The organism is Neobacillus drentensis (genome assembly GCF_021560175.1).
GTDB lineage: Bacteria > Bacillota > Bacilli > Bacillales > Cytobacillaceae > Neobacillus > Neobacillus drentensis_A.
Genome location: NZ_CP091110.1, coordinates 5,974,373 through 6,000,564, shown reverse-complemented (window position 1 = coordinate 6,000,564; position 26,192 = coordinate 5,974,373). Strand labels below are relative to the sequence as shown.

The following is a 26,192-nucleotide window of genomic DNA, read 5'->3' as shown; positions in this document are numbered from 1 at the left end:
AGTGACTGTCGTTAGTGGGGAGAGAGAATGATAGGGATTCTAGGCGGTTGATAGTGCCCGAACGCGTGAAAAAATAAGTAGGATGGGTAAAATAAGCGGTTGATAATGCCCGTGCGGGTGGAAAAATTAGTAGAATGGGCAAAATAAGCGCTGATAGTGCCCCCACACATGGAAAAACTAGTAGGACGGTCAAAATAAGCGGTTGATAGTGCCCGCGCACGTGATAAAAACAGTAGAGCGGGTAAAATAAGCGGCTGATAGTGACCGCACACATCCGAAAAAACAATAGAACGAGCACTACTATGAAAAGTTGATATAGTGCCCCGTCCCCCCAAACACCACTAGAATATAAAAGGTGCCAGCATACAAACTGGCACCCAAATACATCTATTCTGCTAAATAAGCCTTCAACATCCAGCCATGCTTCTCCAACGACGTCCGGATTGCAATAAACATATCGGCCGTCGGTTGGTCATCCTTGTCCTCAGCAACCGTAATTCCTTCAGTAAGTTCACTGCAGACATTGTCAAAATCATCAACCAGCGCCTGAACCATCTCCCCGGCGCTTTCATCCCCAGCCGCTTCCTTAATCGACGACAGCTCTAGCTGCTCCTTAAGCGTGGCGGTTGGTGCCGCTCCTAGTGACAGCATCCTCTCCGCAATCGTATCCAGATGAAGCGCGGCCTCCGTGTACAACTCTTGAAACTTAACATGCAGGGTAAAAAAGTTTTCTCCCTTTACATACCAATGATAATGATGAAGCTTCATATAGAGAACCGAAAAGTTAGCCACTTGCTGGTTTAGAACCTCTGTTACTTGAACTTTTTCTTTCGTTTTCGCCATTTAATCAACCTCCAAAATAATCATGATATTGATTAAATACCCGGCAAACCATCATTCAAAACAATAAATTTTTTTTAAAAAAGGGTTTCAACGAGAAGAAAAACGGGTATTAGAACTAGGATAAATGAACTGGAATTAAAACTATTACTATAGTATCAAAATTGTTAAAACCAATGAAACCTAAATTTTTACAGGTTAAAATAAGAGTATATTCATTGAGGGGGCGGTTACCATAAAGGGCTTGAACTTCAACATCCATGCAAAAATTATCGTAGGTTACTTATCGATTTTACTTTGCTTGGTACTGTCATTACTAACGGTTATTAATAGAATGACAGATTTGCAAAAAGAGGTAGACTATGTGGCCAAACACGATATCGAAATCCACGACCTGGCCAATCAAATTCAAAAAAATGTCCTCGACATGGAAACGGGCATGAGAGGATATGTTATAACGGGGGATGAACAGTATCTGGAGCCTTATAACCAAGGGAATCGGAGCTGGCTTGATAATTACAATAATCTTCATTCCCTGCTAGATAGCCGCAGTCAACAGAAGAATTTGGAAGAAATGAAACCATTAATCGTAAACTGGGTCACAAATACCGGTGAGGCTGTCATTAATGCAAAAAAGAGCAATAATACGCGCTTTTTAAATCAGCAATTTGCGGAAAACAAGGGCAAAAAGATTACGGATCAACTGCGTACGCAGTTTCAATCCTTTCTAGCCACCGAAAAGAAATTGACAACAGGACGCATTAATCAACTTAATGAGCATACGAATAATTTAAAGTTAATCTTATACGCAATTATTATTTTAGTATCTGTATTTACAATTGCCATCTCTGTTATTCTTTCTAATACGATCGTTAGAACGATTAAAAAGGTAGTAAGAACGATTGATGAAATCATGGACGAAAACTCAGAAATCGACCTGACATCACGGATCGAAGTGAACACACATGATGAAACACAGGAACTTGCTGAGGCTATGAACAACTTACTGGAAGCCCTTGAAAAGCGGAATTGGGTGCAAAAAAGTCTAACCGATATTTCCACATTATATCAAGGGATAACCGATATCAATGAACTCACCCAGATGTTTATTAACAAACTCGCTCCACTGGTAGGGGCCGCTTACGGGGTGGTCTATCTGCGCCGCGAGCAAGCGGGTGAAGTGGATTTTGTGAAAGTAGCCGGGTATGCCGTCGCCGATGGTGACCTCGTCAAGACGAATTTTCGCATGGGCGAAGGGGTCATTGGTCAAGCAGCCGTTGATAAACGAATTTTTCTAATCGATCAAATACCAGATAATCATTTTAAAATAACAACAGGGTTAGGCACTTCAAACCCGCGTAATCTATTAATTGCCCCGATCCTGTTTGATGATCGCGTAGAAGCAGTTGTCGAGTTCGCTGCACTGCAGCCGTTTCATGCTCAGCACCTGACTTTACTCGATTTGATCCAAGATAAATTTGGCTCATCGATTTCAACGGTAACGGGACGAATGGAAGTAGAACGACTCCTAGCGGAATCCCAAGTCCTGACCGAAGAATTACAGGCGCAGTCAGAAGAACTGCAGGCACAATCGGAAGAATTACAAATGCAGCAAGAACAATTACGCCTCTCCAATGATTATTTGGAAGAGCAGAAGGAATATGCGGAACAGCGTGCTATTGAACTTAAAAAAGCGAAGGACGAGCTAGAAGATTATTCAATCAAATTAAGGATGAGTTCACAATACAAAACCGATTTCCTTGCGAACATGTCGCATGAGCTGCGCACCCCATTAAACAGTATTCTCATCCTGTCGCAAATGCTGATGGAGAATAATTCGGATATGGACCACACGGAAGTGGCCGAATACGCACGGGTGGTGAATACCTCCGGCGTTGATTTGCTGCGGCTGATTGATGATATTCTTGATTTATCAAAAATTGAAGCAGGAAAAATTGAAATTTTAACAGATGAAGTCAATGTCACGGAGATTCCGCAGACGATGCGCAATATGTTCAACCCGGTGGCAGCGAAAAAGAATTTACAGTTCGACATCCACATGGATTCCAATATACCACCCGTTATCTCGACGGACGGGCAAAGATTACAGCAGATATTGAAGAACCTTTTATCAAATGCCTTTAAATTTACGGAACAAGGCAGTGTCACGCTGAAAATTGGGCTGGCCCCTTCTGAAAAAGCAGGGAAATTACTCAATAAACAAACACGTGAACCTGTCCTCGCCATTTCAGTAACGGACACGGGAATTGGCATTCCACAGGAAAAGCAGCAAATCATTTTTGATGCCTTCCAACAGGTGGATGGGACGACCAACCGGCAATATGGCGGTACGGGTCTTGGCTTATCGATTTGCCGTGAATTTACTCGATTGCTTGGCGGTACACTTGAGGTACAAAGCGAGCCGCAAAAAGGCAGCACGTTTACTTTGTTTATCCCGAGCCGCTGGGAGGCAGAAGAAGATATGCCGAATGATGTGCAGTTGGCAATAGAGGAAGCGGCAACGGCCAGTGAAATTGAATTAACGAAAGAACCGACATGGGAAAGTGAGGAGCAGCAAGCTACTCTAACCGAAGAGGAATGCCCCGATGAGCAGTTATTTAAAGGAAAAAGAGTCCTGCTAGTGGAAGATGACGGCCGCAATGTGTTTGCACTGGTGACCGCCTTAGAGCGGAAAGGTGTGAACGTGCAGGTGGCAGAACACGGAAAGCAGGCGTTAGAAATGCTGCAAGAACGCGGCCGCTTTGACCTTGTTTTTATGGACATTATGATGCCGGTAATGGGCGGTTATGAAGCAATGAAAATCATCCGGGAAGACCTGGGTATGCACAATCTGCCGATTATCGCGTTGACCGCGAAGGCTATGAAAGGCGAGCGGGACAAGTGTATGGAGGCAGGTGCCTCTGATTATATTATGAAACCATTGAATATCGATCAGCTATTCTCGTTAATGCGGGTATGGCTGACAGAGCAGGTGAACCAAGATTGAACCACAACAAGATGCCTGATTTATGGATAGACACGGAAGACACAGAGACGAACGAATTGCAGGAAGTAGAAATTAATTTGCTGCTAGAAGGGCTCTATCAGATGTTTGGATACGACTTTCGAGGATATGTGCGTGCTTCCTTACGAAGAAGGATTTTAAACCGGATGAAAGCAGAGCGATTACCGACGATTACCGCCCTTTTGGAAAAAGTACTGCATGAAAAAGGGTACTTGGAGCGCCTGTTAAATGATTTGTCGATTCGGATGACAGAAATGTACCGCGATCCCAGTTTCTTTGCGGCTTTTCGCAGCAGGGTCGTACCGCTTTTGAGAGACCTTCCTGAGATTCGGATTTGGCATGCCGGCTGCGCGACAGGTGAGGAAGTTTACTCGATGGCGATCTTGATGATGGAGGAAGGTCTCGCTAAAAAGACAAAGATTTATGCGACCGATATGAATGAAAAGGCGCTGATTGCTGCTCAAAAGGGGGCTTTCCCCTTAAAGAAAATGCAGCAATATACAAAAAACTACCTGAAAGCCGGTGGGAAGATGGCTTTTTCAGAGTATTATACAACGGACCATCAATTTGCCTATTTCAATCCTATGTTTGAGGAGAATTTATTTTTCGCACAGCATAACCTGGTGACGGACGGCTCTTTTAATGAATTCCACGTGATTTTATGCCGGAATGTGATGATTTATTTTGATAATGAGCTGCAGCAGCAGGTTCATCATTTGATTCATAGCAGTTTGGCTGACGGAGGCTTTGTCGGCTTTGGCAGTAAGGAGTCGCTTTTGTTTGTCCCTAAGAGTCTGAAATATGAGGAATTTAGTCCTCAGGAAAAGATATATCGAAAGATTTAGGAATTGCTGATATCTTTTCTGCTTTTGCTTATATCGGTGGGGAGCAGGTGGTACCAGATGAGAAGATGGAGGTATCAGATGGGAAACCGCTGATAAAAGGTGAGAAACCGCCGATATCCAGTGGAAAACCGCTGATATAAAGGCAGAAACCGCTGATATCCAATGAAAAACCGCCGATATCGGTGGGGAGCAAGTGGTACCAGATGAGAAGATGGAGGTATCAGATTGGAAACTGCTGATAAAAGGTGAGAAACCGCCGATATCCAGTGGAAAACCGCTGATATAAAGGCAGAAACCGCTGATATCCAATGGAAAACCGCCGATATCGGTGGGGAGCAGGTGGTACCAGATAAGAAGATAGAGGTATCAGATGGGAAACTGCTGATAAAAGGTGAGAAACCGCCGATGTTCAGTGGAAAACTGCTGATATAAAGGCAGAAACCGCTGATACCCAATGGAAAACCGCCGATATCGGTGGGGAGCAGGTGGTACTAGATAAAAAGCAGGTGGTATCAGATGGGAAATCGCTGATAAAAGGTGAAAAACCGCTGATATCTCCATTTCTCACCCGCCAAACCATTTTTAAAAGCAAAAGAAGCCTGCCCGCTAATCATGGGGTAAGGCTTCTTTTGTTTTAGTTACAAACAGAAAGGGTATTTCATAGTAAAAAAGGGTGAATACCGTCATGAAAAGAAAACGCTTTGAATGGCTTTTTGCTGCATTAATGATCGCTGGTGGGTATTTGGTCTTTTTTATGGAAGTACCAGTATGGGGGAAGGCGCTGATTTTGACCCTTTATGCTGTCATCATTATCAACACGGTCCTGGCCTTATGGCTTGAGAACCGCCCCGCCCAAACCACACTCCTATGGACTTACATATTAATCTTACTGCCGGTTCTCGGCTATCTTTTTTACGTTTACTCTGGACAATTACTGGTCAAAGGGGAGTTGTTTAAAAGCAAGCGAATCAGTGATCGTCAGCTATTCGAGGCGCTAGATAAAAAGCAAAAACCGCTCGACTTATCAAACTTGAATGACCACCAGCGGTCGTTTGCCAGCTATTTGGAAAAGGTTACCTTAACCGACCAAAACCAGAACACCAAAACCAAAATTTTACGAAACGGCGATGATACCTTTGAAGAAATTAAACGGCAGCTAAGAGAAGCGCGTGACTTCATTCACCTTGAATATTACATCTTCCGCTATGACCGACTAGGCCAAGAACTGATTGATATTTTAAAAGCGAAGGTGAAGGAAGGAGTCGAGGTGCGGCTCCTGTTCGATGCGGCCGGCAGTTTCTCCCTTTCAAAGAAGGCCATGAAGAAAATGCTGGAGGCTGGCATCAATGTCCGGCCTTTTTTACCTTTAAATAGAGGCTGGTATAATCAAAAGTTTAACTTCCGGAATCATCGTAAAATCATTGTCATTGATGGAAAGGTCGGCTTTTCTGGCGGATTAAACGTTGGGGTTGAATACCTTGGCGAGGATGATAATTTCGGGTTCTGGTGTGACAGCCATGTCATGCTCGAAGGGGAAGCCGTTCAAACGCTTCATGCCGTGTTTTTGCTAGATTGGAAGTACGCCAGTGGTGAAATCCTGTTTGAAAATGACCACTACCTAAGGCCCGTGCCTGTAAAGGGAGATGGATTGGTCCATGTCGTCGCAACAGGTCCTGAAACACGGGATATGAGTGACCACTACTACGCGATGATCACCAGCGCCACCAAATCAATTTGGATCGCCACCCCGTACTTCATTCCCAACCAGGCCATTCAAACCGCACTCAGAATCGCTGCTCAAAACAACATCCAGGTGCGCTTAATGGTGCCTGACACCAATGATGGTTTTCTGACTCAATATGCGACGCAATCGTATTTTCCAGAATTATTAAGGGCTGGGATTGAGATTTATTCGTATCAAAAGGGCTTTTTGCATAAAAAGGTGATGATTGTGGATGGGGATCTTGCCTCGATTGGGACAGCCAACATGGATATGCGCAGCTTTCATTTGAATTTTGAGGTGAATTTGTTTTTAACAGGAACCGCCTCGATTAATGATCTTATTGTCCATTATGAGGAGGATCTAAAAGATTGCCGCCGCATCCGCCCGGTTGAGTTTTATAAAAGAGAACTAGGGGTAAAATGGAAAGAATCGTTTGCCAGGTTGTTTTCAGGGGTCTTATAGAGGTATTCGCTGCGGCTTCGGCTGCGTCGGGTACCTCTTTTTTATCAAATGAACTTCATGGCCTCGCCATAGTGATCAGTGATATCTCTACAACATAAAAAGACTGCCGGTTAGGCAGTCTCGACTAAATCTTTTGATTATGCAGTTTTTCTTCTACCTTTTAGGATGAGACTTAAGACAAACACTAGGACAATCGCTCCGATTAATGCTGGGAGGATATAGAATCCACCGATCTCTGGTCCCCATCCACCTAAGATTAATGAACCAAGCCATGAACCGATAAATCCTGCAATAATATTTCCGATAATACCACCCGGTATGTCACGTCCTAGAATGAGTCCTGCTAACCAACCAATGATACCTCCAATAATTAATGACCAAATAAATCCCATGAAAATGTCCCCTTTCTATTTTTTAATGAGTTAAGCTTATGCTTATTAAATACCCGTAATAGAAGTACTTAAACACTTAAAAACTAAACTTATTTTGATTTTGCTTGATTCGCTCCTTGAGACGAAGCTGCGGGTCCTGCAAGGCATTGTCTAGAAAATGATAGCAAAGCTTTAGTTCAAACGATCGCTTTTTAAAGCCTTCTTCGTCCCGCTCATCCAGGCATTTGTCAACTTCCCGTTTCAATAGACTGATTTTAGAAATGATTTCAGCGCGGCGTCGTTGGTTTTCTTTCCATTTGGATGAGGACTCCATTTGATAGTCACTTAGCTTTGTTAACCTCCGGCCGCATTTGCACAACGTTTCCCCTACATTTAACACCTCAAACTCCGCATTTCCACAATTTCTACAAATTAATTTCTTCATCTATTACACCTCCAGAATTCGTAAGTGTTTTCTATATACCCACATTGAAATTGTTTCCAAACGTAATAGATTTTTAGAAAAATAGGTTTTATTTCATTTAGAGCGGTTATATACGTAACAGAAGTTGAAAAAAAGGAGGAAGCGAAATGGAAACAGTTAGAATCGTTGAAAATGGTGTACAAGCGAAACAAGAAATTGAGCAATTGATGACGCAGGGGTATACAAAGGATGAAATCTACTTGTTAGCCCATGACAGAAACCGCTCTGAGGACCTAACCGATGCATTAGATATTAACGATATTAGTGTACAAGAGCAGGGGGTATTCGATTCTATTGCCAATGTTTTCAAAAGTCGTGGAGACGAACTTCGCTCGAAATTAGAGTCACTGGGCGTATCAAGTAATGATGCGGAACGATACGAAGAAGAATTGGACCATGGCAAGGTCATCGTTGTAGCAGCAAAATCAGCTTAACCCTATATAAAATATCGATAGGAAGCAGCCGTTTCCTATCGATTAAAAAAATAATGAGGTGATGAAGATGAAATTTTCTAAGCAAAGTTTAGATACATTATTAGGTGTCCACCGAATCGTTAGACATCGAAGAAGTAAAAAACGCAGCTTAGAGGAATATTTTGAAAATCCAATTATCCATAAGGAGATTCAAGGGGACAGGGTGTTTGTTCCATTAAGTCTCGACCGGGTGTGGAATGAGATATAATTTCCATTTGCCTGCTTAAACATGTGTCTCTTAGGAGGAGTTTTGTTTGGGCAGGCAATTTGTATGTAAACCCTTTCCTTATTTTGAATAATCCGAAAATATCTAAGGTGTGAATCTTTTCTGATTTTCATACGTCAATATGATAGAATATTCTTTGGACCTGAAAAGGGAGGGGAAATGGGTGGAGGACTTTGGGCAAATAGCGTTAGTGAGTATCCTGTCACATCTTATCTTTATTGTGATCGCCTGGTATGCACTGCAGGCAATCCGTTTAGAAAAGTTGCTGAAACAAAACCATGTGGTTCAGGCACGATTACTATACATATTATTAGCCATCATGATCGGTTCATCTGTTAGTAACTTTTTCCTTGACTATCTACAATGGTCTAAGCAACTGCCATTATTACTGCCATAAGCGACGGGGCGAAAGGGAAGCATGGGGACGGTTCTCCTGCTTCCTGTAGGAAGCACAAGAACCGTCCCCATGCTTCCTTGCTTCACCTTGACAAATGAAATTGGAAAAATTTTAGGTCTTCTTTCGTGTTCCCAAAACACAATATTCCGAGTACAATCGAGTTTATGTGGAAAGCTAAGGATGTCCCAAATTTGGAATGTATGAAATGATTGAATGAGCTCATTTTTGTCATAAAGTGACGACATTTCCCACGTATTGCTCTCGAACTGCCTGGCAACAATGGTGGTAAGGGGGAGTGGAGAAATGAAGAGACATGTTAAGAATTTTATATATATAATTTTAATTGTCAGTTTGATCCTTGTTATGATGGGAAACAAAACAACTGAAGCCATGAGCAGCTTTTTAAAGGCAGAAAAGCAAGCCAGCCGCGACTCATTGATTGTGCCAAATGGCGTCGATGATTTGGTGAGGATTGGTTCTATTTTGCAAGCCGAACATATTTTGCTCGATAATTGGTCTTTTTATGCACGTGAGCATGTGACGGGCATGAAAAGTGTTGAAGAAGTGCAGAATTATGCGAAAAAGCTTCAGCAGAAGTTTCCGGATTGGAAATGGTCTGTAACGAACACTAGTCAGAAGTGGCAAGTAACAGCAATATCTCCAACATCAAAACACCACCAAGAAATGCTTCAATTGATGGCAACCCACACAAAACAACCTGTAGATGCGTATATAGTATATAGTGTTCGTGGAAATGAGTGGAACAAGGCGACTGAAGGCTTTTTCACTACCAAAGAGTTCCGAAATAGGCAATCTGACATATTTCGGGGCAAACCTACAGTTTTTTCTTGTATGAAAGGCGTTTTCAGTGATAAGATTGATACGGCTTTGGCAAAGAAAGCTGGCAGGGTGATGTCAGATTTTAATGCAAAAGAGATCGAAGCGTTAAAAGAGGAGAATTTCATGTCGGTTTCGGCATCATCGCCAATGTTTACAGGCTCCATAGATCATAAATTGAATAACATGAATTTACAAATTGGCTTACGCTCCGAAGGATTGGGCGCGAAGACTACCATAGTAGTTGGAACCCCTATCATTACGATTGAATATTAATATAGAGAAAATGGACGCGGAGGGGAATACTCTTGGAAAAGATCATCGTCCGCGGCGGACAAAGGTTATCAGGTACGGTTAAAGTTGAAGGTGCAAAAAATGCCGTGCTGCCTGTGCTCGCTGCAACATTATTAGCAAGTGATGGAAAAAGTGTGATACGTGATGTACCCACACTCTCCGATGTATACACAATAAATGAAGTGATTCGCAACTTAAACGCTGAAGTGGCTTTTGACAATAATACAGTTGTTGTTGATGCATCTAGAGTGTTAAAAGAAGAGGCGCCGTTTGAATACGTACGAAAAATGCGTGCGTCTGTCCTCGTAATGGGATCGTTATTAGCTCGAAATGGCAGGGCCCGGGTTGCGTTACCTGGCGGCTGTGCGATTGGATCCCGTCCTATTGACCAGCACTTAAAGGGCTTTGAAGCAATGGGTGCGAAGGTAAAGGTAGGAAATGGCTTTATTGAAGCGGAGGTAGACGGCCGCTTAAAAGGTGCAAAGATTTATTTGGATTTCCCAAGTGTAGGGGCAACAGAAAATATCATGATGGCAGCATCTCTAGCACAGGGTACGACCATTATTGAAAATGTGGCAAAAGAACCAGAGATTGTCGATTTAGCTAATTTCTTGAACAAAATGGGCGCTCGCGTCAAGGGTGCCGGCACTGGTACTTTGCGTATTGAGGGCGTTGATGTATTATTTGGCGCTGAACATGCGATTATTCCTGACCGGATTGAAGCAGGTACGTTTATGGTAGCTGCGGCGATTACAGGCGGGGATGTGTTGGTAAGAGGTGCAGTCCCTGAACACTTATCATCTTTGATTGCGAAAATGGAAGAAATGGGCGTTGAGATTCATGAGGAAGAAGATGGCGTTCGTGTCATCGGTCCTGATCGTCTGAAGGCAGTCGATATTAAAACGATGCCGCACCCAGGTTTCCCAACCGATATGCAGTCACAAATGATGGCGTTATTGCTTCGTGCAGAGGGTACTTCTATGATTACCGAAACCGTGTTTGAGAACCGTTTTATGCATGTGGAAGAATTCCGCCGCATGAATGCAGATATCAAGATTGAAGGCCGTTCTGTTATTTTAAATGGTCCTTCTAATTTGCAGGGGGCTGAAGTGTCCGCAACGGATCTTCGTGCCGCAGCAGCTTTGATTCTGACTGGTTTGGTGTCTGAAGGAATGACACGCGTGACTGAGTTGAAACACTTAGACCGCGGTTATGTGAACTTCCACGGCAAGTTGGCAGGATTAGGGGCAGATATCGAACGTATTACAGAAGCAGACGAAACGTTTGTTGAAGTAAAGAAATATGTTTCTGATATGAATGCTTAAAGCTTATTAAAAGAGAATGAAATTTAAATGAAAGAATCCCTTAGTAGACAGTCGTCTGATATCTGACGGCTGTGGTACTAAGGGATTCTTTTGTTATAGTTGGTGCCTGTCACCGTTTCGCAGGTGGGGAGCTTAATCAAAGTGTTAAAAGTAGGAATGGTGCCTGTCACCGTTTCGCAGGTGGTGAGCGTAATCAAAGTGTTAAAAGTAGGAATGGTGCCTGTCACCGTTTCGCAGGTGTGGAGCGTAATCAAAGTGTTAATGGTAGGAATGGTGCCTGTCACCGTTTCGCAGGTGTGGAGCGTAATCAAAGTGTTAATGGTAGGAAGGGTGCCTGTCACCATTTCCAACAACATCATCATCATCTACTGCTAAAAAATCTGTAATAAATGCTTGTCCGCTTCCATATGTATGTAATTGAGACGCAATCCGGCAGGTTTGTGCTGGCTCGAGAATTTTACAAACTGGAGGCACTATCATGAACAAAATCAAACCACTCATCGTACTAGCATCACTCCTCATTGCCTTAACCATCATTATTCCCTCTGTCGTCGTATTACCATTCTCAGGGGACCGCAACACGAGCGGAAAGCTCGGGGAAGACTTAACCAAGGCCTCCGCAAAGGCAACACCGACAACCTCAGGCGTAGACGCTGATACGGCTGTAACAGTAGCTGTTTTTCGCTCAGCGAAAAAGGTAATTGAAAAAGTTCCATTTGAAGATTACCTGGTTGGGGTGGTAGCAGCGGAAATGCCGGCAGAATTTAAGGAAGAAGCACTCAAGGCTCAGGCACTAGCGGCACGAACATATATTGTAAACAGGTTGGTAAATAGGGACACGATGGGTGTACCAAAGGGTGCACAGGTGACGGATACGCAAATCCACCAAGTCTATATGAATGATGCTGAAATGAGGCGAGATTGGGGCCAGGATTACACGTGGAAAAAGAAAAAGGTCGTCGAAGCCGTTCGCTCAACGGGCGGCCAGATTTTGACCTATGCTGGAAAACCGATCGATGCCTTGTTCTTTTCGACTGGAAATGGCTATACCGAAGACTCAGAGGACTACTGGGCTGGCAGTATTCCCTATTTACGAAGTGTCTCAAGCCCATGGGATAAAGAGTCCCCGAAATTTTCCAATCAAAAGGTGCTAACGGTGAGCGCGTTTGAAGCAAAACTCGGTGTGAAGATTGGCTCAAGCTCGACGATCGGAAAAATAGTCGCCCGTACCACTGGAAAACGGGTTGCAAAAGTAGACTTAAATGGCAAGGTGTTAACGGGCAGGGAAATCCGCGAAAAACTGGATCTGAAGTCATCTGATTTTTCTTGGCAGCGGAAGGGCAATAATATTGTGATTACGACGAAGGGCTTCGGGCATGGTGTTGGTATGAGTCAATACGGAGCGAACGGCATGGCCGAGAATGGGTCGGATTATAAGGCAATCGTGAAGCATTACTATAAAGGGATAGAGATTGCTTCTGCCGAGAGTATGCTGTCTACCTTAACCGCACAAAAATAAATAAGTCAGGCGAGGCGCCTGGCTTATTTATTTTGTCCAGGTACTTATCAATGACCACTTTTAAAACCTTTTACAAAAGTAATGATTAACAGAATGAAAGGAATGACCAACTGAAAAGGCATGTGTAAAAGATAGGGGATAATCATCATGCCTTCTTGTATATGTTCTGAATAATTGGTAGCGATCGTCATCGAACCTATTATAATGACGACCCCGAGCGGAAAAATAAGCGTGGAATGGTCTTTCAGTTTAAAAAGGTCTGCAGCTCCAATCACAGCAACATAATAATAAAGACATAATTTAAAAAATCCGGCAACAATCAAATAAAGAATAAAAAAAATATCCAGGCGTTGGATAAAAGTCGTGAGTTCAATTTTTCTAATCGTGTTATAGAGTGGGAATGGGGAGCGAATAAATAATTCCACCCCTAATACCGCAACATTGATGACGGATGTAATCGCGATGTTAATACCGCTTAAAATCATTCCACTCAAACAAACCGTTACCGCTTTCTTTTGATTTTTAAAAAAAGGCAGCAGCATCGTAAGGATGACCATTTCACCGAAAGGAAAATAGGTCGTTGACCTTAAAACGGTTTTTAAAACGGGGCTCCAACCATTTTCAAGGATTGGTTTTAGGTTTTCTATATGTAAGATATCCGTAAATAAAATCGTAAAAAAACCTAGAATGGCTAATAAATAAACACCAATAAAACAAAGCTCGCCCACTCTAGCGATAACTTCAAAACCCTTAAAAATCCCGTACATAATCGTAATAATCATAACCGTATTCAGTATGATTAAGGGAGTATTCGTGTAAATGGTAGTCACTAAAAGCTCCCCAATATCTCTTAAAACTCTTGAACTCTGATATAAGAAATAAGAAATATAGAAAAAGGCAATCAAACTGCCTACCCATTTCCCTAGGATTTTTTGGACATAACTCGTCAACGGAAGTTCAGGATAGTAGGTAAAGAGCCGATAATAAATCAAAAAGAGTAATACTCCACCTGCTAGTCCAAGTAAATTTGCGATCCAGGCATCCTGTTTGGCCGTTGCTCCGGGACCAAACAAAACAGCCGTACCTAATTCAAATAAAACAATCAGGACAAACATTTGGTACGAACTGATTTGGAGCTTCTGCATACGTTCATCCCTTCCCCCTTTAAAACATTGGTTACAGGAAACCTCTTCATTTACAGTAAGAAATAGCAAAATGCATCTATAATAGGATTACCTTTTTTTCTCATTTTAGTAATTATTTTGACCGATCCGATGACCTTATATTAATTCGCTTGAAGGGGTAAAACTCGCATCACAACCAACTACAAGCCCAACTCGAAAAATTTTTAAAAAAAGAATGCATAAAATCATGCCTACTGTCGAAAAATAAGTTTTAAAAATTTTTTTATCGCCGTGTATATAATTCTACTTATCTGTTCAGAATGATTGCTGAGGTGATGAAAATGAGAGAGGAAGAAAACAAACGATCTTCTCAAAGTTCCAGTGTAAAACGCTTTTTCAAAAAGCGTTGGGTATTTCCAGCCATTTATATCGCAAGTGCAGCAATCATTTTAACCGGAGTCCTATGGTATCAATCATCAAGCAGCAACACTAATAAGTTTGATTACAAGGCCACTGACCTTTCCGGTAAAAAGAACAATGCTCCAGCAGTTGAAGTAAACAAGTCAATCGAAAACTTCAAAATGCCAGTAGCAAATGCCGATGATGCGGTTGTCAAAACAAAATTCTATGATTTCACAGGCAAAGCAGCGGACCAAGAATCGGCCTTAGTATTCTACAATAATACGTATGTGCCAAACACAGGAATCGACATTACGGAGAAAAAAGGCGAAAGCTTTGATGTGACTGCGTCTCTTAGCGGAACCGTTACACGTGTCGAAGAAGATGCAACCCTAGGGAATGTTATTGAAATCGAACACGGCAAAGGTATTGTCACACAATATCAATCCGTGAAAGATATTCAAGTGAAGGTTGGCGACCAAGTGAAACAAGATCAAGTTATTGCCAAGGCTGGACAAAGCTTGTTCAACGAAAAAGCTGGAACCCATGTACATTTTGAAATCCGTAAAGATGGTGTAGCGGTAAACCCAACAAACTACTTCGAAAAGTCGTTGAGCACACTGCAAGAAGACACTCTTACGAATGATAGCAAAGAATCATCAAAAACTCCGGACGTAAAACAAGACCAACAAAAAATAGAAGATCCGGCAACAGATGACTCAACCAACTCTACAGATAAAAGCAACTCATAATAAATAAGTAACAAAGGGGAAGGGGAAAAATACTTTCCTCTTTTTTTTGTGGGAGCACGGGGACGGTTCTCTTGCTTCCGAAGCAAGAGAACCGTCCCCGTGCTCCTTTTGGGCAAAAAAAAAATCCGCCATGAAGGCCGGATTATCAAAGGGGGTTTGAATAAGTGTGAATAAACATAGTATAGCGTCTAGATATGAACAAACTATTAAAAAACGATTAATAATTTCTAAAAAGGAACACTTTTTGTGACATGGGAGGATAATCCAGACTTGACCATTTCCCCGCCTGAATATGTTAGAATGGAAATAAAAGGAGGGGTTTGGCTTTGAAAAAAATATTTGGGATTCTGCTACTGCTTATGATTACTGTGATCGCTGGCTGCAGCAAGGAACCCACTCCAGAACAACGATTCTCCGATTACATAGCTTTATGGAACCAGCAAAAATTTTCGAAAATGTATGATTACCTTTCTAGTGATGCAAAAAAGAATATCAGCAAAGAACAATTTACCACTCGCTACGAAAAACTCTACGATGATCTGCAGATAAAGGACCTCAAGATTGACTTCAAAAAGCCGAAAAAGGATCAGGAAAATAAAGAACCAGTCCGCTATTCTTTTACTGCCAGCATGAATAGTATCGCTGGGCCGATAACTTTTACCCAGCAAGCTAGATTGCAAGAAGAAGAAAGAGACAATAACAAGAACTGGTATGTGGACTGGAATACTGAGTTCATTTTTAAAGGATTAAAGGAAGGCGACAAAATCAGCGTAAGTACGTCGGCACCGAAACGCGGAGAAATTCTCGACCGCAACGGCACGGGTTTGGCAGTGAATGGCCAGGTATATGAAGTCGGCGTCGCCGCTGGGAAGCTGGATGATGCGGTTCTTTCACAATTGGGGCCGCTCCTTAAGATGACACGGGAGCAGATTAATAATTTGCTTAGCGCCAGCTGGGTGCAGCCAGGCCAGTTTGTGCCGCTTGCAAAGGTGTCAATGGATGACCAGAAGCGAATTGCTCAGTTGATTGCACTAGAGCCAGTAAAGACAAGGAAAGTGGAGGCTCGGGTTTATCCATATGGAAAGGCCGCAGCACAGCTTGTTGGCTATGTAGGGGCGATTACGGCTGATGAGCTAGAAAAACTGAAAAAAAATGGCTACAATAGCGGCGATGTGATTGGCAAGCGCGGCCTTGAACAGGTGCTGGATGAGCGCTTACGGGGCACAAGCGGCGTGAAGATTGTCATTAAGAAGAAGGCGGCCGGAAGCGCGGATGTGGTCCTTGCCGAGAAGCCGGTGGTCGATGGCCAGGATGTTAAACTGACGATTGATGCGGAGTTACAAAAGACGGTGTTTACGGAAATGGGTGAGGAGGCCGGAACAGCCGCAGCGATGAACCCGAAGACGGGAGAAACGCTAGCGCTTGTTAGCAGCCCATCGTTTGATCCGAATCAGGTCATGTTGGGGATGGCTGCCGAAGAGTGGCAGGCACTGCGGCAGAATCCTAAGCAGCCGTTGACGACTCGTTTTAAGCAAGCTTATGCGCCTGGCTCGGTGATGAAGCCGCTAACGGCAGCGGTCGGATTGGAGTCTGGTGCGATTGTGCCGGGTGAAGCCGTGCCGATTTTAGGAGCGAAATGGCAAAAGGATTCGTCATGGGGCAATTATTTCGTGACGAGGGTTCATGCCGGGACAGAGCCGGTGAACTTAGAAAAGGCGCTCGTTTATTCCGATAATATTTATTTTGCGCAAGCAGCATTGAAGATAGGGAAAGACAAGTTTGTTGAAGGACTGAAGAAATTTGGCTTTGAAGAGGCGCTAGCCTATCCATTCCCGCTTGAGAAATCGGTAACGGGTACGCTTGGCAATGATATCGCGCTGGCTGACTCAGGGTATGGTCAGGGGCAGGTGCAGATGAGCATTGTTCATTTACTGGCTTCCTATACACCGTTTGCAAATGGCAACGGAAATGTGATCAAACCGATTTTGCTGACGGATGAGCAGCAGGGGCAGGTTTGGAAGGAAGCGGCGGTCTCGGCTGAGAACGCTAAGTTGATTTCGGCAGATTTGCGGAAGGTTGTGAGCGACCCAGGCGGGACCGCCCGTGCAGCGGAGATCTCAGGGTATCCATTGGCAGGCAAAACAGGGACGGCTGAGATAAAGCAAAAGCAAGGGGTAACTGGCACGGAAAATGGCTGGTTTATTGCTTATAATCCCGATAACCCGAGCTTGATGGTGGCAATGATGGTGGAAGGTGTCCAAGGCCGGGGCGGATCGCTGGTGCCGGTGAACAAAGTGAAAAATGTGTTTGAGAAATGGAAATAGGCGTGAATGGAGCACAGGTGATTTTTGCTATCACTTGTGCTTTTTTACCGTTTATGAAATTATTTTCTTCAATTCCTACCAAAACAGTGCCAGTTTTTATAATAAGATAGTAAAAATAGAATTATTTTCCATGAAAAAATACCTATAAGAGCTATGTATCAGAAATAGGATCTTACCCTATAAAAGCATGTATTATTAGGGCAAGGGTCGGATGTCAGCTAGAGAGTTTCGCTGGAAAACAAGGAAAACAACGTGTTTTTATAGGTACAAGCTATCATTGACAGCGCTTTCAAGCAAATTTATATTTAAAATATTAAAAATTTACAATATTTTTAATATTTTAAAAGCGAGGTGGATGGACATGAAAAAAGGAAGAGTTATCGTAACATTACTTGTTCTTTGTAGTTTCTTTCTCACAACCACAACAACCAGTTTTGCGGAAGGCGTAAAACAACCTACTTACCCAAAGTACACAAAAAAAGCAGCCATCACTTGGTGGACGTGGACAGCAAATCCCGACAAAGTTATTGCAGCTTTTAACAAAGAGTATCCGAACATTAAAGTGGATCATCCGCTAATAGGGAGTGGAAATGCGGAGTACAACAAACTAACCACTGCCATTAAAGCAGGAGCAGGGGCCCCAGATGTTGTACAGATTGAATATCAGTACATCCCTAAGTTTGTTGATACAGGTGGAATTCTCGATATTTCAAAATATGTAAAACCATACGGATCCTACTTTCAACCTTGGACATGGAATCAGGTAAAACAAGGCAGTAAGATTTACGCTATTCCAGAGGATATCGGGCCATTGGCGCTACTTTATCGGCCAGATATATTTAAAAAATATAATTTAGCAATTCCAAAAACTTGGGATGAATTTGCAATAGAAGGCGAAAAGCTACACAAACAGAATCCGGATATGTATATGTCTTACTTCCCAGTAAACGACGGTGGATTTATTACAGGTTTATTGTGGCAGGCCGGCGCCAGACCGTTCACGAAAACATCAAAGGGCTGGGAGATTAACTTAAATAGTCCTGAAGCAAAGAAAGTGATAAATTTTTGGGGAGATTTAATCAAAAAAGGAGTTGTCCATGCAACAAATGATTGGAATCCACAATGGCAAAGCAACATCGGTAAGGGATTGTATGCTTCGGTTTCGGGTGCCGCTTGGTCTCCAACCTACATGATCCAACCGTATGTGAAGAAGGGAACTGATAACTGGAATGCAGCTGATATTCCTCAATGGGAGGCAAATGAGGAATTTGTTGACGGTAACTGGGGCGGGTCAACCAATGCCGTAACCACACAATCGAAATATCCTGAAGCGGCTGCACTTTTTGCGGCTTGGATTAATACGAGTGCTGTTGCTGAAAAGCTAGATGTTACTGACACGACAAAGGGCGGCCGGGGCCAGGTACCAGGGAATAAATATGGCATCCTCCAATCAGAGATGAATGCTCCTAATCCAGCTCTTAAAAATCAAATTTCTGGTCCAATCTATGCGAAAGCAGCTGCATCTGTTGATACTTCCTACCAATGGAGCCCGTGGACGGATTATGTGTACAACCAAATGACAATTGAATTTACAAAAGCAGCAGCAGGAGAACAATCATGGGATCAAGCGCTTGATAATTTGCAAAATGAAGTGACTGTTTTTGCAAAATCGGCGGGGTATAAAATCGTTTCTAAGGAGGCACATAGCTCATCTAAACAACCTCTATCCGGACTTAGTACGCCTGCCCTACCTGTTGTCATTGTCTTAGCCGCTATTGCTCTTATTATTTGGCTCTTAAAGAGAAGGCAATCATCCATAGAAATAGAACTGTAAGAAAGTAATGGTCAAAGGAAGCTATTAATAAAATGCAGAAACGCGAGGGATGGTAATGGTAAAAATTCGACGTGTTCCCTATATATTTCTTACACCTTTTCTGATCTTGTTCGCTCTATTCTTTGTTTTTCCATTTGTTTATTCGCTCATATTGAGCTTGTTCGTTAATATCCAAGGGAAGTATCACTTTGTTGGTTTGACCAACTATCTAACTGCATGGGAAGACAAAAGCTTCTGGTATGCTGTTTACCGTGTTGCCTACTATGGGGTGGTACAAGTTACGATTATGCTAGTTTTGGCTTTAGTTCTTGCTCTGTTTTTAGATAGCCGATTTGTAAAAAACAAAGCAGTATTTCGTGTGATATATTTCTTACCATATGCGGTGCCAGGCGTGATCGCCGCGATTATGTGGGGGTTTCTGTATTCCCCTGATCTTAACCCTATTTTAAGTATTTTTGGTATCTTTACAGGCGGAAAGCCGCTTAATTTATTGGATTCAGGAACTGTTTTGTATGGGATTATGAACATGGCTACATGGGCATGGACCGGATACAATATGACCATCTATTTTGCCAGTCTGACTTCTATCCCGATCGAACTGTATGATGCGGCAAAAATTGATGGCTGTAATGAATTCCAAACAGCCTGGCATATAAAACTTCCGCTCCTGAAGCAGGTCATCATCATGACCACCGTTTTATCAATTATTGGTTCACTTCAATTATTTAATGAACCATATGTGCTTTCCTCTCTGACAAGTATACCGGCTACTTTTACACCCAATATGGATATCTATAATATGGCGTTTGCTTATGGAAATTTCACCTACTCTGCAACTCTATCGATTACTTTAGTTCTAATTACTTTTATTGCCTCCTTATTGTTTATGTACGCCACTTCTGAACGAACAACAGCTAAGAAGAAAAAAATCAGAAATAAAATCAAAAGTCATACAACGGTGAGTTCGTCGACACTGTCCTATACAGGAGAAGGAGAGAAGACTATATGAGCCTAAAATCGAATTCATTTATAACAACTAATCTACAACGTGAGAATCATAGCAAATCAAAAAAAGAGAGAATATCCACTTCATTCTCGATGATTCTGATGATTGTAATGGCTGCTTACTTTTTATTTCCTCTGTATTGGCTGCTAGTCGCGATGACTAAAAGTACGAACCAATTATTTACTACGTCGATGCTCGCCTTTCCTGAGCATTTACACTTAATGGCTAATCTAAAGTGGTTAAGTTCTTATCAAGACGGGATGTTTTGGCGCTGGGTTTTAAACTCAGTTATCTATGCTGTAGGCGCGGGCCTCTTGGGAACTTTAGTAAGTTCGATGGCAGGTTACTCTCTAGCTAAATATGTGTTTAAGGGAAAAAATTTCTTAACGGTTGCTGTTTTAGGTTCATTAATGATTCCAGGAGCGGCACTGTCCATACCTGTCTTTTTGATGATTAAATCGCTAGGTCTTATCAATACCTACGCTGGTGTCCTGTTACCCATGATTGTAAATCCATTTGGTGTCTATTTCATGATGGTTTTTATCAAGGAATCCATGCCGAATGAACTGATTGACTCTGGGAGAGTCGATGGGGCAAGCGACTACGGGATCTTTTTTCGAATTGCCCTTCCTATTATTCGTCCCGGTCTAATGACACTCTTTCTAATCACCTTCATAGGGTCTTGGAATAACTTTTTCTTACCGTTAGTTCTATTAAATAAAACAAGCCTTTACCCTTTAACGGTAGGTTTACAAATCTGGACGGCTAACTTAAATGCGGCAGGGACCGGACAACCATTATATCCGTTAATTTTAATTGGTTCCTTCCTTTCCATTTTGCCAATGTTAATCCTGTTTCCGATTCTCCGAAAACATATTGTTTCTGGGATTGCAATGGGAGGGGTTAAATCTTAATTTTTAAAAGGCAGGTCTTTGAGAGGGGGGATAAAATTAATCTTTAGTGTAGAAATAATAAATGGAAAGGATAAAACGAATGGATAAATCACTTAAATCAAATACATTTACTCTTGGAGCTTGCTATTATCCCGAACATTGGCCAGAAAGCTTATGGGAAGAGGATTTTCAGAGAATGAAAGAAATGGGGTTCTCTGTAATCAGGTTAGCCGAATTTGCCTGGTCCATTTTTGAACCAAAAGAAGGAGAATTTTCATTTGATTTCTTCGATAGAGTCATTGATCTAGCGCACCGTTTCGGGATAAAGGTGATTCTAGGAACTCCTACGGCCACACCCCCAGCATGGCTAACGAGTAAGTACCCTGAAGTGTTGAATGTCTCACAGGAAGGGGTTCAATATCAACATGGTCAGCGCCGTCATTACAATTATAACGCACCCATTTATCTAGAACTCTGTGCCAGAATCGCAACGAAAATGGCTGAACATTATAAAGATCATCCAGCTGTAATAGGGTGGCAAATTGATAATGAACTAAACTGCGAAATCAACGTGTTTTATTCAGAGGCCGACCATCAGGCATTTCGGAGCTGGCTGAAAAATAAATACGAGTCGTTAACCGAGTTAAACAAACGCTGGGGAACGGTTTTTTGGAATCAAAGTTATACAGAATGGAGTCAGGTTCATTTGACACGGCCGACGGTGAGCGATTCTCCTAATCCTCACCAAGCCCTGGATGAGAAACGATTTTTCTCAGACAGCGCCATCGCGTTTGCTAAAAATCAGGTGGATATGATCCGAAAGCTTGCGCCAAATCAGTGGGTTACGACCAATGGACTTTTTGGCCATTTGGATAGTCATAAGCTGGCTGATGAATGTCTTGATTTTATTTCTTATGACTCTTATCCGCAGTTTAGCTCAATTTACCCGGACAAAGGACCGAATCCATTGTTAGACCGAAAATGGAGCTGGAATTTAAGTGTCGCACGAAGCATCTCTTCCAATTTTTGTATTATGGAACAGCAATCAGGTCCTGGCGGCTGGGTGAATCGGATGGATATGCCGGCTCCAAAACCAGGTCAGCTCAGGTTGTGGACCTATCAATCTATCGCACATGGTGTTGATATGCTGCTATATTTTAGGTGGCGGACAGCGGCTTTTGGGACTGAAATCTATTGGCATGGAATTCATAATTACGACAATCGTAAAAACCGACGTGTTTTAGAAGCTGAACAAGTGGGGAAGGAATTGGAAATGATGGGGGAGGAGATTGTTGGCTCCAAATATCAAGCCGATGTAGCCATTGTTAAAGACTATGACAATGAATGGGATGGGGAGCTGGATCGTTGGTATGGTCCTTTGAATTCCCAGAGTGAGATGGCTTGGTTTAAGGTTCTTCAACGGCGCCATATCCCAGTTGATGCGTTATTCCTAACTGAGAACTCGGCAGTAGAGGATCTTTTAAAATATAAGCTGCTTGTTTACCCTCATCCAGCTGTGATGACAAAAGAGAAAGCCAACTTACTAAAGGCCTACGCTAATCGAGGCGGCAAGATCGTATTTGGCTGCAGGACAGGTTATAAAGATGATTCCGGTCATTGTTATTTAACACCGATGCCAGGGCCGGTTGCCGAACTTTGTGGTGTAACAGTCGATGACTTTACGATGATTGGTCCTAACGAGGCACCTCCTAAGATTACAATTCAAGGGGTAGCTGAACATCAAGAAATTCTTGCAGAATCTTTCAATGATATATTACATGTGGAATCCGATGAGGCCGAGGTGCTGGGAACTTATACGAATGCCTATTATGATGGACAGCCTGCACTTGTAAAAAATACTTTTGGCAATGGTAATGTCTATTATTACGGAGCTGTTTTTAACCAGGAGATTGTAAATCTTTTAGTAGATAAACTCCAGATGAATTCACCAGTTTCAGATGTGCTGAAGGTTCCAGAAGACGTTGAACTAGCTATTCGTAAGCAAATGGATACTGATAAGGCCCTAATTTATTTACTAAACTACAGTAAAGACCCAAAAGAGATCATACTGAAGAAACCTATGAAAGAAAAATTAACGGGACAAACTCTTAATGGAAACATATATATCGAGGGCTATGGGGTTATGATTATGGAAGGGTAAGCAAGAGGACGGTTCTCTTGCTTTTTTTTTGTGAAAATAAAACTTGAATTATGGAGGTTTCCGAGCTCAAAAGATAGGAGCAGGGATATTCATTGTGCCTAATGACAAATTTGTATCTAATATCCCTTTTGTATTTTGTTCCATTTCTGGCAAAATTTCTTTTTTATTTTAACTATTCCTCAGGGTGATATTGATATTTCATCAAATCGATGAAGCCATTCAGGCCGATTTCAACGCCTTCACTTTCGAGGGAAAACAACTGCTCATGATAGGATTCATCGTCTGAGAGGGCAATCTTGCCCTTGCTGTTGATGACACGGTGCCAAGGCAGCTTATATTTCCTGCTCATCGAATGAAGCACACGAACCACCTGACGGGCCGCACGGGGGCTGCCAGCGAGTGCCGCAATTTGGCCGTAGGTCATAACTTTTCCTTCAGGGATGCTGCGAATAATCTGTATGACATTTTCCGTAAATGGGGTCATAGGAGTTGATCCTTTCCTTTTCGGTAATTATTAGGTGCGCATAATTTATAATAGGAACATTATATAATATTTTGAACAGGCAAGTGGAGTCCGTTTTCCGTATGACGGCTAGCGATTTCATCATTTTCCCGGAGATTCCTACATAAAAAATGAAAAACAAATTGCAGTAAATTAATATTTTCAAAAAAATTCTTTCGACAAATTCTTTGCCAGCCAAATGGTGCTTTAGATGGAAATTGGAAGGAGAACCCTTGGGGGACGTGGCTTTCTCACAAATGTCGAATAAATGGAATCCGTCCTATTTTCGAAAGATTTCCTAACCAGCCTTGTCCCGTTTGTCTATTTTGTGCATAAACCCGTATCCAAGCTAATAAAATGGTTACAAACCTTTACAAAGAGAGTGTTTGAGGTGAGGAGTCGTTTGAAGATAACAGGTATTCAGCCGGGGACATGATTATTCATTGTATTGACAGAGAGTTACAACTTTCTGCCGTGTGGAACAAATATGCACTCAGTGTCCGCTTAGTGTGGACAATGTCTTTTTGTGGTGCCTGTCACCATTACTACTACACACGGAAGTAGAATTCGTCGAAGTGATAAGCGGGTCTCATTTCACACTTCTCACATCCAATTTAGGGAGGGCGAGAGTGTGCACGATTACATCAAAGAGAGAACTATCAAGATTGGAAAGTATATCGTGGAGACGAGGAAAACGGTTCGCGTTATTGCGAAGGAGTTTGGCGTATCCAAAAGTACAGTCCATAAGGATTTGACAGAGAGACTTCCTGAGATTAATCCAGAGCTGGCAAATGAGGTTAAGGAAATTCTAGATTACCATAAATCGATCCGTCACCTCAGGGGTGGAGAGGCGACCAAAATGAAATATCAAAAAGAAGAAAAGGAAGGCGAGGCCGTCAAGTAAACGACTTGCTAGAACCTGATAGAGCCGGAACCTACTATGAAATCCAAAAAAAGAGGAAACAAGCAATCTGATCCCAGATTGCTCTTTTCATGCAAACCATTCCGCTTTTCAACTGAAATCTCCTAACTTTAACAAAATCCAACAAAAGTCATTAATATTGCATTAAATTGTTATGGAAAAGTTAACGAATATGATAAAATAGTCAATTAGGAATAGAATGTGGATTTTTGTTTCCAAGGAGGAAAGAAAAGAGAATGTTTGCAAGGGATATTGGGATTGACTTAGGGACGGCCAACGTGCTGATTCACGTTAAAGGCCGTGGTATTGTACTGAATGAACCTTCCGTCGTGGCGATTGATAAAAATACAAATAGAGTTTTAGCAGTCGGTGAAGAAGCGCGCCGCATGGTCGGCCGTACACCAGGAAACATCGTGGCCATTCGTCCGTTAAAAGACGGCGTAATTGCTGACTTTGATGTAACCGAAGCGATGCTAAAGCATTTCATTAATAAATTAAACGTAAAAGGCTTTTTATCAAAGCCGCGCATCCTGATTTGCTGCCCAACGAACATTACCAGTGTGGAGCAAAAGGCAATCAGGGAAGCAGCTGAAAAAAGCGGCGGCAAAAAGATTTACTTGGAAGAAGAGCCAAAGGTGGCGGCAATCGGTGCCGGAATGGACATCTTCCAGCCTAGCGGTAACATGGTAGTGGATATCGGGGGAGGAACAACCGATGTAGCGGTCCTGTCAATGGGCGATATCGTGACTTCTTCCTCCATCAAAATGGCCGGTGACAAGTTCGACATGGAGATCCTCAACCACATTAAGCGCGAGTATAAGCTCTTGATTGGGGAACGCACGGCTGAAAATATTAAAATTAACATTGGTACGGTCTTCCCAGGTTCCCGATCAGAAGAGATGGAAATCCGCGGCCGTGACATGGTCAGCGGCTTACCGCGTACGATTACCGTTCGTTCTGAGGAAATTGAAGGGGCATTACGTGAATCAGTGGCGGTTATCGTTCAAGCAGCAAAAAGTGTCTTAGAGCGGACACCACCAGAACTTTCTGCTGATATCATCGACCGCGGCGTTATTTTAACAGGCGGCGGCGCACTCTTGCACGGCATCGACATGCTCCTTGCTGAAGAACTAAAGGTACCGGTATTGGTTGCGGAAAACCCAATGGACTGCGTAGCCATCGGCACAGGCATCATGCTCGATAACATCGACCGCATTTCACACCGCAAATTAGGATAAATATTACGATACAAAAAGTCTAATGAAGCAGGCCGGACAAGCCCCCCATCATTAGGCTTTTTTATTTTTGGGAAAAAACATAGGGACGGTTCTCTTGCTTCCCGAAGGAAGCAAAAGAACCGTCCCCAAGCTTCCAAAAAAAAATTAATGAGTATTTAGGAATAATTTTTTATAATAGAGATATTGAATCGGATATAATATGTATTAACTCGTCGA

23 protein-coding genes are annotated in these 26,192 nt (G+C 42.5%); 18 read left to right on the top strand and 5 right to left on the bottom strand.

Features of this window, described 5'->3' with window-relative positions; all coding sequences use genetic code 11:
* Positions 1–387: 387 nt before the first annotated feature.
* On the bottom strand, positions 388–843 hold the full coding sequence (locus tag L1999_RS28320) for a Dps family protein (protein ID WP_215045572.1): 456 nt from the start codon (positions 841–843) through the stop codon (positions 388–390).
* A 241-nt stretch (positions 844–1,084) separates the two neighbouring features.
* On the opposite strand from L1999_RS28320, the gene L1999_RS28315 reads away from it, so the two are divergent.
* The 3 genes from L1999_RS28315 to cls all read left to right on the top strand — a co-directional run bounded on the left by L1999_RS28315 (position 1,085) and on the right by cls (position 6,895).
* Positions 1,085–3,847: a CHASE3 domain-containing protein gene (locus tag L1999_RS28315; protein WP_235741559.1), complete on the top strand. Its 2,763-nt coding sequence runs from the start codon at positions 1,085–1,087 to the stop codon at positions 3,845–3,847.
* Between the two features lie 11 nt (positions 3,848–3,858).
* Positions 3,859–4,710, top strand: coding sequence for a CheR family methyltransferase (locus L1999_RS28310; protein ID WP_235744491.1), 852 nt, complete (start codon positions 3,859–3,861; stop codon positions 4,708–4,710).
* A 685-nt stretch (positions 4,711–5,395) separates the two neighbouring features.
* Positions 5,396–6,895, top strand: a complete 1,500-nt coding sequence (cls, locus tag L1999_RS28305; RefSeq protein WP_235741558.1) for a cardiolipin synthase — start codon at positions 5,396–5,398, stop codon at positions 6,893–6,895.
* Between the two features lie 137 nt (positions 6,896–7,032).
* Here cls and L1999_RS28300 read toward each other — a convergent pair whose 3' ends face one another.
* Both L1999_RS28300 and L1999_RS28295 read right to left on the bottom strand, forming a co-directional pair.
* Entirely contained in the window at positions 7,033–7,287 is a 255-nt protein-coding gene (locus tag L1999_RS28300; RefSeq protein WP_235741557.1) for a GlsB/YeaQ/YmgE family stress response membrane protein, read from the bottom strand.
* A gap of 76 nt (positions 7,288–7,363) precedes the next feature.
* Complete coding sequence (locus L1999_RS28295; protein ID WP_215045576.1) at positions 7,364–7,711, bottom strand: hypothetical protein; 348 nt, start codon at positions 7,709–7,711, stop codon at positions 7,364–7,366.
* A 146-nt stretch (positions 7,712–7,857) separates the two neighbouring features.
* Here L1999_RS28295 and L1999_RS28290 point away from each other — a divergent pair, with 146 nt between their 5' ends.
* The 7 genes from L1999_RS28290 to spoIID all read left to right on the top strand — a co-directional run bounded on the left by L1999_RS28290 (position 7,858) and on the right by spoIID (position 12,821).
* A complete protein-coding gene (locus L1999_RS28290; RefSeq protein ID WP_235741556.1) occupies positions 7,858–8,184 on the top strand; it encodes a YflT domain-containing protein in 327 nt (108 codons plus the stop codon).
* A 67-nt stretch (positions 8,185–8,251) separates the two neighbouring features.
* Positions 8,252–8,431 carry a hypothetical protein gene (locus tag L1999_RS28285; RefSeq protein ID WP_235741555.1) on the top strand — a complete coding sequence of 60 codons (180 nt, stop codon included), beginning with the start codon at positions 8,252–8,254 and terminating at the stop codon, positions 8,429–8,431.
* Between the two features lie 181 nt (positions 8,432–8,612).
* A complete protein-coding gene (locus tag L1999_RS28280) occupies positions 8,613–8,846 on the top strand; it encodes a DUF1146 family protein (protein ID WP_215045579.1) in 234 nt (77 codons plus the stop codon).
* A 303-nt stretch (positions 8,847–9,149) separates the two neighbouring features.
* The gene (locus tag L1999_RS28275; protein ID WP_235741554.1) at positions 9,150–9,959 is read left to right on the top strand and encodes a YwmB family TATA-box binding protein; all 810 of its coding nucleotides are present in this window, start codon (positions 9,150–9,152) and stop codon (positions 9,957–9,959) included.
* A 32-nt stretch (positions 9,960–9,991) separates the two neighbouring features.
* The gene (murA, locus tag L1999_RS28270; protein ID WP_235741553.1) at positions 9,992–11,302 is read left to right on the top strand and encodes a UDP-N-acetylglucosamine 1-carboxyvinyltransferase; all 1,311 of its coding nucleotides are present in this window, start codon (positions 9,992–9,994) and stop codon (positions 11,300–11,302) included.
* 141 nt (positions 11,303–11,443) lie between these two features.
* A complete protein-coding gene (locus L1999_RS28265; RefSeq protein ID WP_235741552.1) occupies positions 11,444–11,677 on the top strand; it encodes a hypothetical protein in 234 nt (77 codons plus the stop codon).
* A gap of 103 nt (positions 11,678–11,780) precedes the next feature.
* On the top strand, positions 11,781–12,821 hold the full coding sequence (gene spoIID / locus L1999_RS28260) for a stage II sporulation protein D (protein ID WP_235741551.1): 1,041 nt from the start codon (positions 11,781–11,783) through the stop codon (positions 12,819–12,821).
* A gap of 47 nt (positions 12,822–12,868) precedes the next feature.
* Here the strand turns inward: spoIID and L1999_RS28255 are convergent, their stop codons facing one another.
* Positions 12,869–13,966 carry a GerAB/ArcD/ProY family transporter gene (locus L1999_RS28255; RefSeq protein WP_235741550.1) on the bottom strand — a complete coding sequence of 366 codons (1,098 nt, stop codon included), beginning with the start codon at positions 13,964–13,966 and terminating at the stop codon, positions 12,869–12,871.
* A 320-nt stretch (positions 13,967–14,286) separates the two neighbouring features.
* Here L1999_RS28255 and L1999_RS28250 point away from each other — a divergent pair, with 320 nt between their 5' ends.
* From L1999_RS28250 to L1999_RS28225, 6 genes are all read left to right on the top strand, one after another.
* Positions 14,287–15,096 (top strand): stage II sporulation protein SpoIIQ, encoded by an 810-nt coding sequence (locus tag L1999_RS28250; RefSeq protein ID WP_235741549.1) that lies wholly within the window; start codon positions 14,287–14,289, stop codon positions 15,094–15,096.
* Positions 15,097–15,422: 326 nt separating this feature from the next.
* Complete coding sequence (locus L1999_RS28245) at positions 15,423–17,420, top strand: penicillin-binding transpeptidase domain-containing protein (protein ID WP_235741548.1); 1,998 nt, start codon at positions 15,423–15,425, stop codon at positions 17,418–17,420.
* A 361-nt stretch (positions 17,421–17,781) separates the two neighbouring features.
* The gene (locus tag L1999_RS28240) at positions 17,782–19,254 is read left to right on the top strand and encodes an ABC transporter substrate-binding protein (protein WP_235741547.1); all 1,473 of its coding nucleotides are present in this window, start codon (positions 17,782–17,784) and stop codon (positions 19,252–19,254) included.
* A 55-nt stretch (positions 19,255–19,309) separates the two neighbouring features.
* Complete coding sequence (locus L1999_RS28235; protein ID WP_235741546.1) at positions 19,310–20,263, top strand: carbohydrate ABC transporter permease; 954 nt, start codon at positions 19,310–19,312, stop codon at positions 20,261–20,263.
* Positions 20,260–21,174 carry a carbohydrate ABC transporter permease gene (locus L1999_RS28230; RefSeq protein ID WP_235741545.1) on the top strand — a complete coding sequence of 305 codons (915 nt, stop codon included), beginning with the start codon at positions 20,260–20,262 and terminating at the stop codon, positions 21,172–21,174. Before L1999_RS28235 ends, L1999_RS28230 begins: the two co-directional genes overlap by 4 nt.
* A 79-nt stretch (positions 21,175–21,253) precedes the next feature.
* Positions 21,254–23,314 carry a beta-galactosidase gene (locus tag L1999_RS28225; RefSeq protein WP_235741544.1) on the top strand — a complete coding sequence of 687 codons (2,061 nt, stop codon included), beginning with the start codon at positions 21,254–21,256 and terminating at the stop codon, positions 23,312–23,314.
* Positions 23,315–23,486: 172 nt separating this feature from the next.
* Here the strand turns inward: L1999_RS28225 and L1999_RS28220 are convergent, their stop codons facing one another.
* Positions 23,487–23,798 (bottom strand): MGMT family protein, encoded by a 312-nt coding sequence (locus L1999_RS28220; RefSeq protein WP_235741543.1) that lies wholly within the window; start codon positions 23,796–23,798, stop codon positions 23,487–23,489.
* A 649-nt stretch (positions 23,799–24,447) separates the two neighbouring features.
* On the opposite strand from L1999_RS28220, the gene spoIIID reads away from it, so the two are divergent.
* Positions 24,448–24,720, top strand: a complete 273-nt coding sequence (spoIIID, locus tag L1999_RS28215; RefSeq protein WP_007086083.1) for a sporulation transcriptional regulator SpoIIID — start codon at positions 24,448–24,450, stop codon at positions 24,718–24,720.
* Between the two features lie 254 nt (positions 24,721–24,974).
* Entirely contained in the window at positions 24,975–25,976 is a 1,002-nt protein-coding gene (locus tag L1999_RS28210) for a rod shape-determining protein (RefSeq protein WP_235741541.1), read from the top strand.
* Positions 25,977–26,192 lie beyond the last annotated feature (216 nt).

Excerpts from the sequence above, each read along its gene's own strand:
- L1999_RS28320 (WP_215045572.1), bottom strand. The coding sequence starts at position 843 with ATGGCGAAAACGAAAGAAAAAGTTCAAGTAACAGAGGTTCTAAACCAG.
- L1999_RS28310 (WP_235744491.1), top strand. The coding sequence starts at position 3,859 with ATGCCTGATTTATGGATAGACACGGAAGACACAGAGACGAACGAATTG.
- cls (WP_235741558.1), top strand. The coding sequence starts at position 5,396 with ATGAAAAGAAAACGCTTTGAATGGCTTTTTGCTGCATTAATGATCGCT.
- L1999_RS28300 (WP_235741557.1), bottom strand. The coding sequence starts at position 7,287 with ATGGGATTTATTTGGTCATTAATTATTGGAGGTATCATTGGTTGGTTA.
- L1999_RS28295 (WP_215045576.1), bottom strand. The coding sequence starts at position 7,711 with ATGAAGAAATTAATTTGTAGAAATTGTGGAAATGCGGAGTTTGAGGTG.
- L1999_RS28290 (WP_235741556.1), top strand. The coding sequence starts at position 7,858 with ATGGAAACAGTTAGAATCGTTGAAAATGGTGTACAAGCGAAACAAGAA.
- L1999_RS28285 (WP_235741555.1), top strand. The coding sequence starts at position 8,252 with ATGAAATTTTCTAAGCAAAGTTTAGATACATTATTAGGTGTCCACCGA.
- L1999_RS28275 (WP_235741554.1), top strand. The coding sequence starts at position 9,150 with ATGAAGAGACATGTTAAGAATTTTATATATATAATTTTAATTGTCAGT.
- spoIID (WP_235741551.1), top strand. The coding sequence starts at position 11,781 with ATGAACAAAATCAAACCACTCATCGTACTAGCATCACTCCTCATTGCC.
- L1999_RS28255 (WP_235741550.1), bottom strand. The coding sequence starts at position 13,966 with ATGCAGAAGCTCCAAATCAGTTCGTACCAAATGTTTGTCCTGATTGTT.
- L1999_RS28250 (WP_235741549.1), top strand. The coding sequence starts at position 14,287 with ATGAGAGAGGAAGAAAACAAACGATCTTCTCAAAGTTCCAGTGTAAAA.
- L1999_RS28240 (WP_235741547.1), top strand. The coding sequence starts at position 17,782 with ATGAAAAAAGGAAGAGTTATCGTAACATTACTTGTTCTTTGTAGTTTC.
- L1999_RS28235 (WP_235741546.1), top strand. The coding sequence starts at position 19,310 with ATGGTAAAAATTCGACGTGTTCCCTATATATTTCTTACACCTTTTCTG.
- L1999_RS28230 (WP_235741545.1), top strand. The coding sequence starts at position 20,260 with ATGAGCCTAAAATCGAATTCATTTATAACAACTAATCTACAACGTGAG.
- L1999_RS28225 (WP_235741544.1), top strand. The coding sequence starts at position 21,254 with ATGGATAAATCACTTAAATCAAATACATTTACTCTTGGAGCTTGCTAT.
- L1999_RS28220 (WP_235741543.1), bottom strand. The coding sequence starts at position 23,798 with ATGACCCCATTTACGGAAAATGTCATACAGATTATTCGCAGCATCCCT.
- L1999_RS28210 (WP_235741541.1), top strand. The coding sequence starts at position 24,975 with ATGTTTGCAAGGGATATTGGGATTGACTTAGGGACGGCCAACGTGCTG.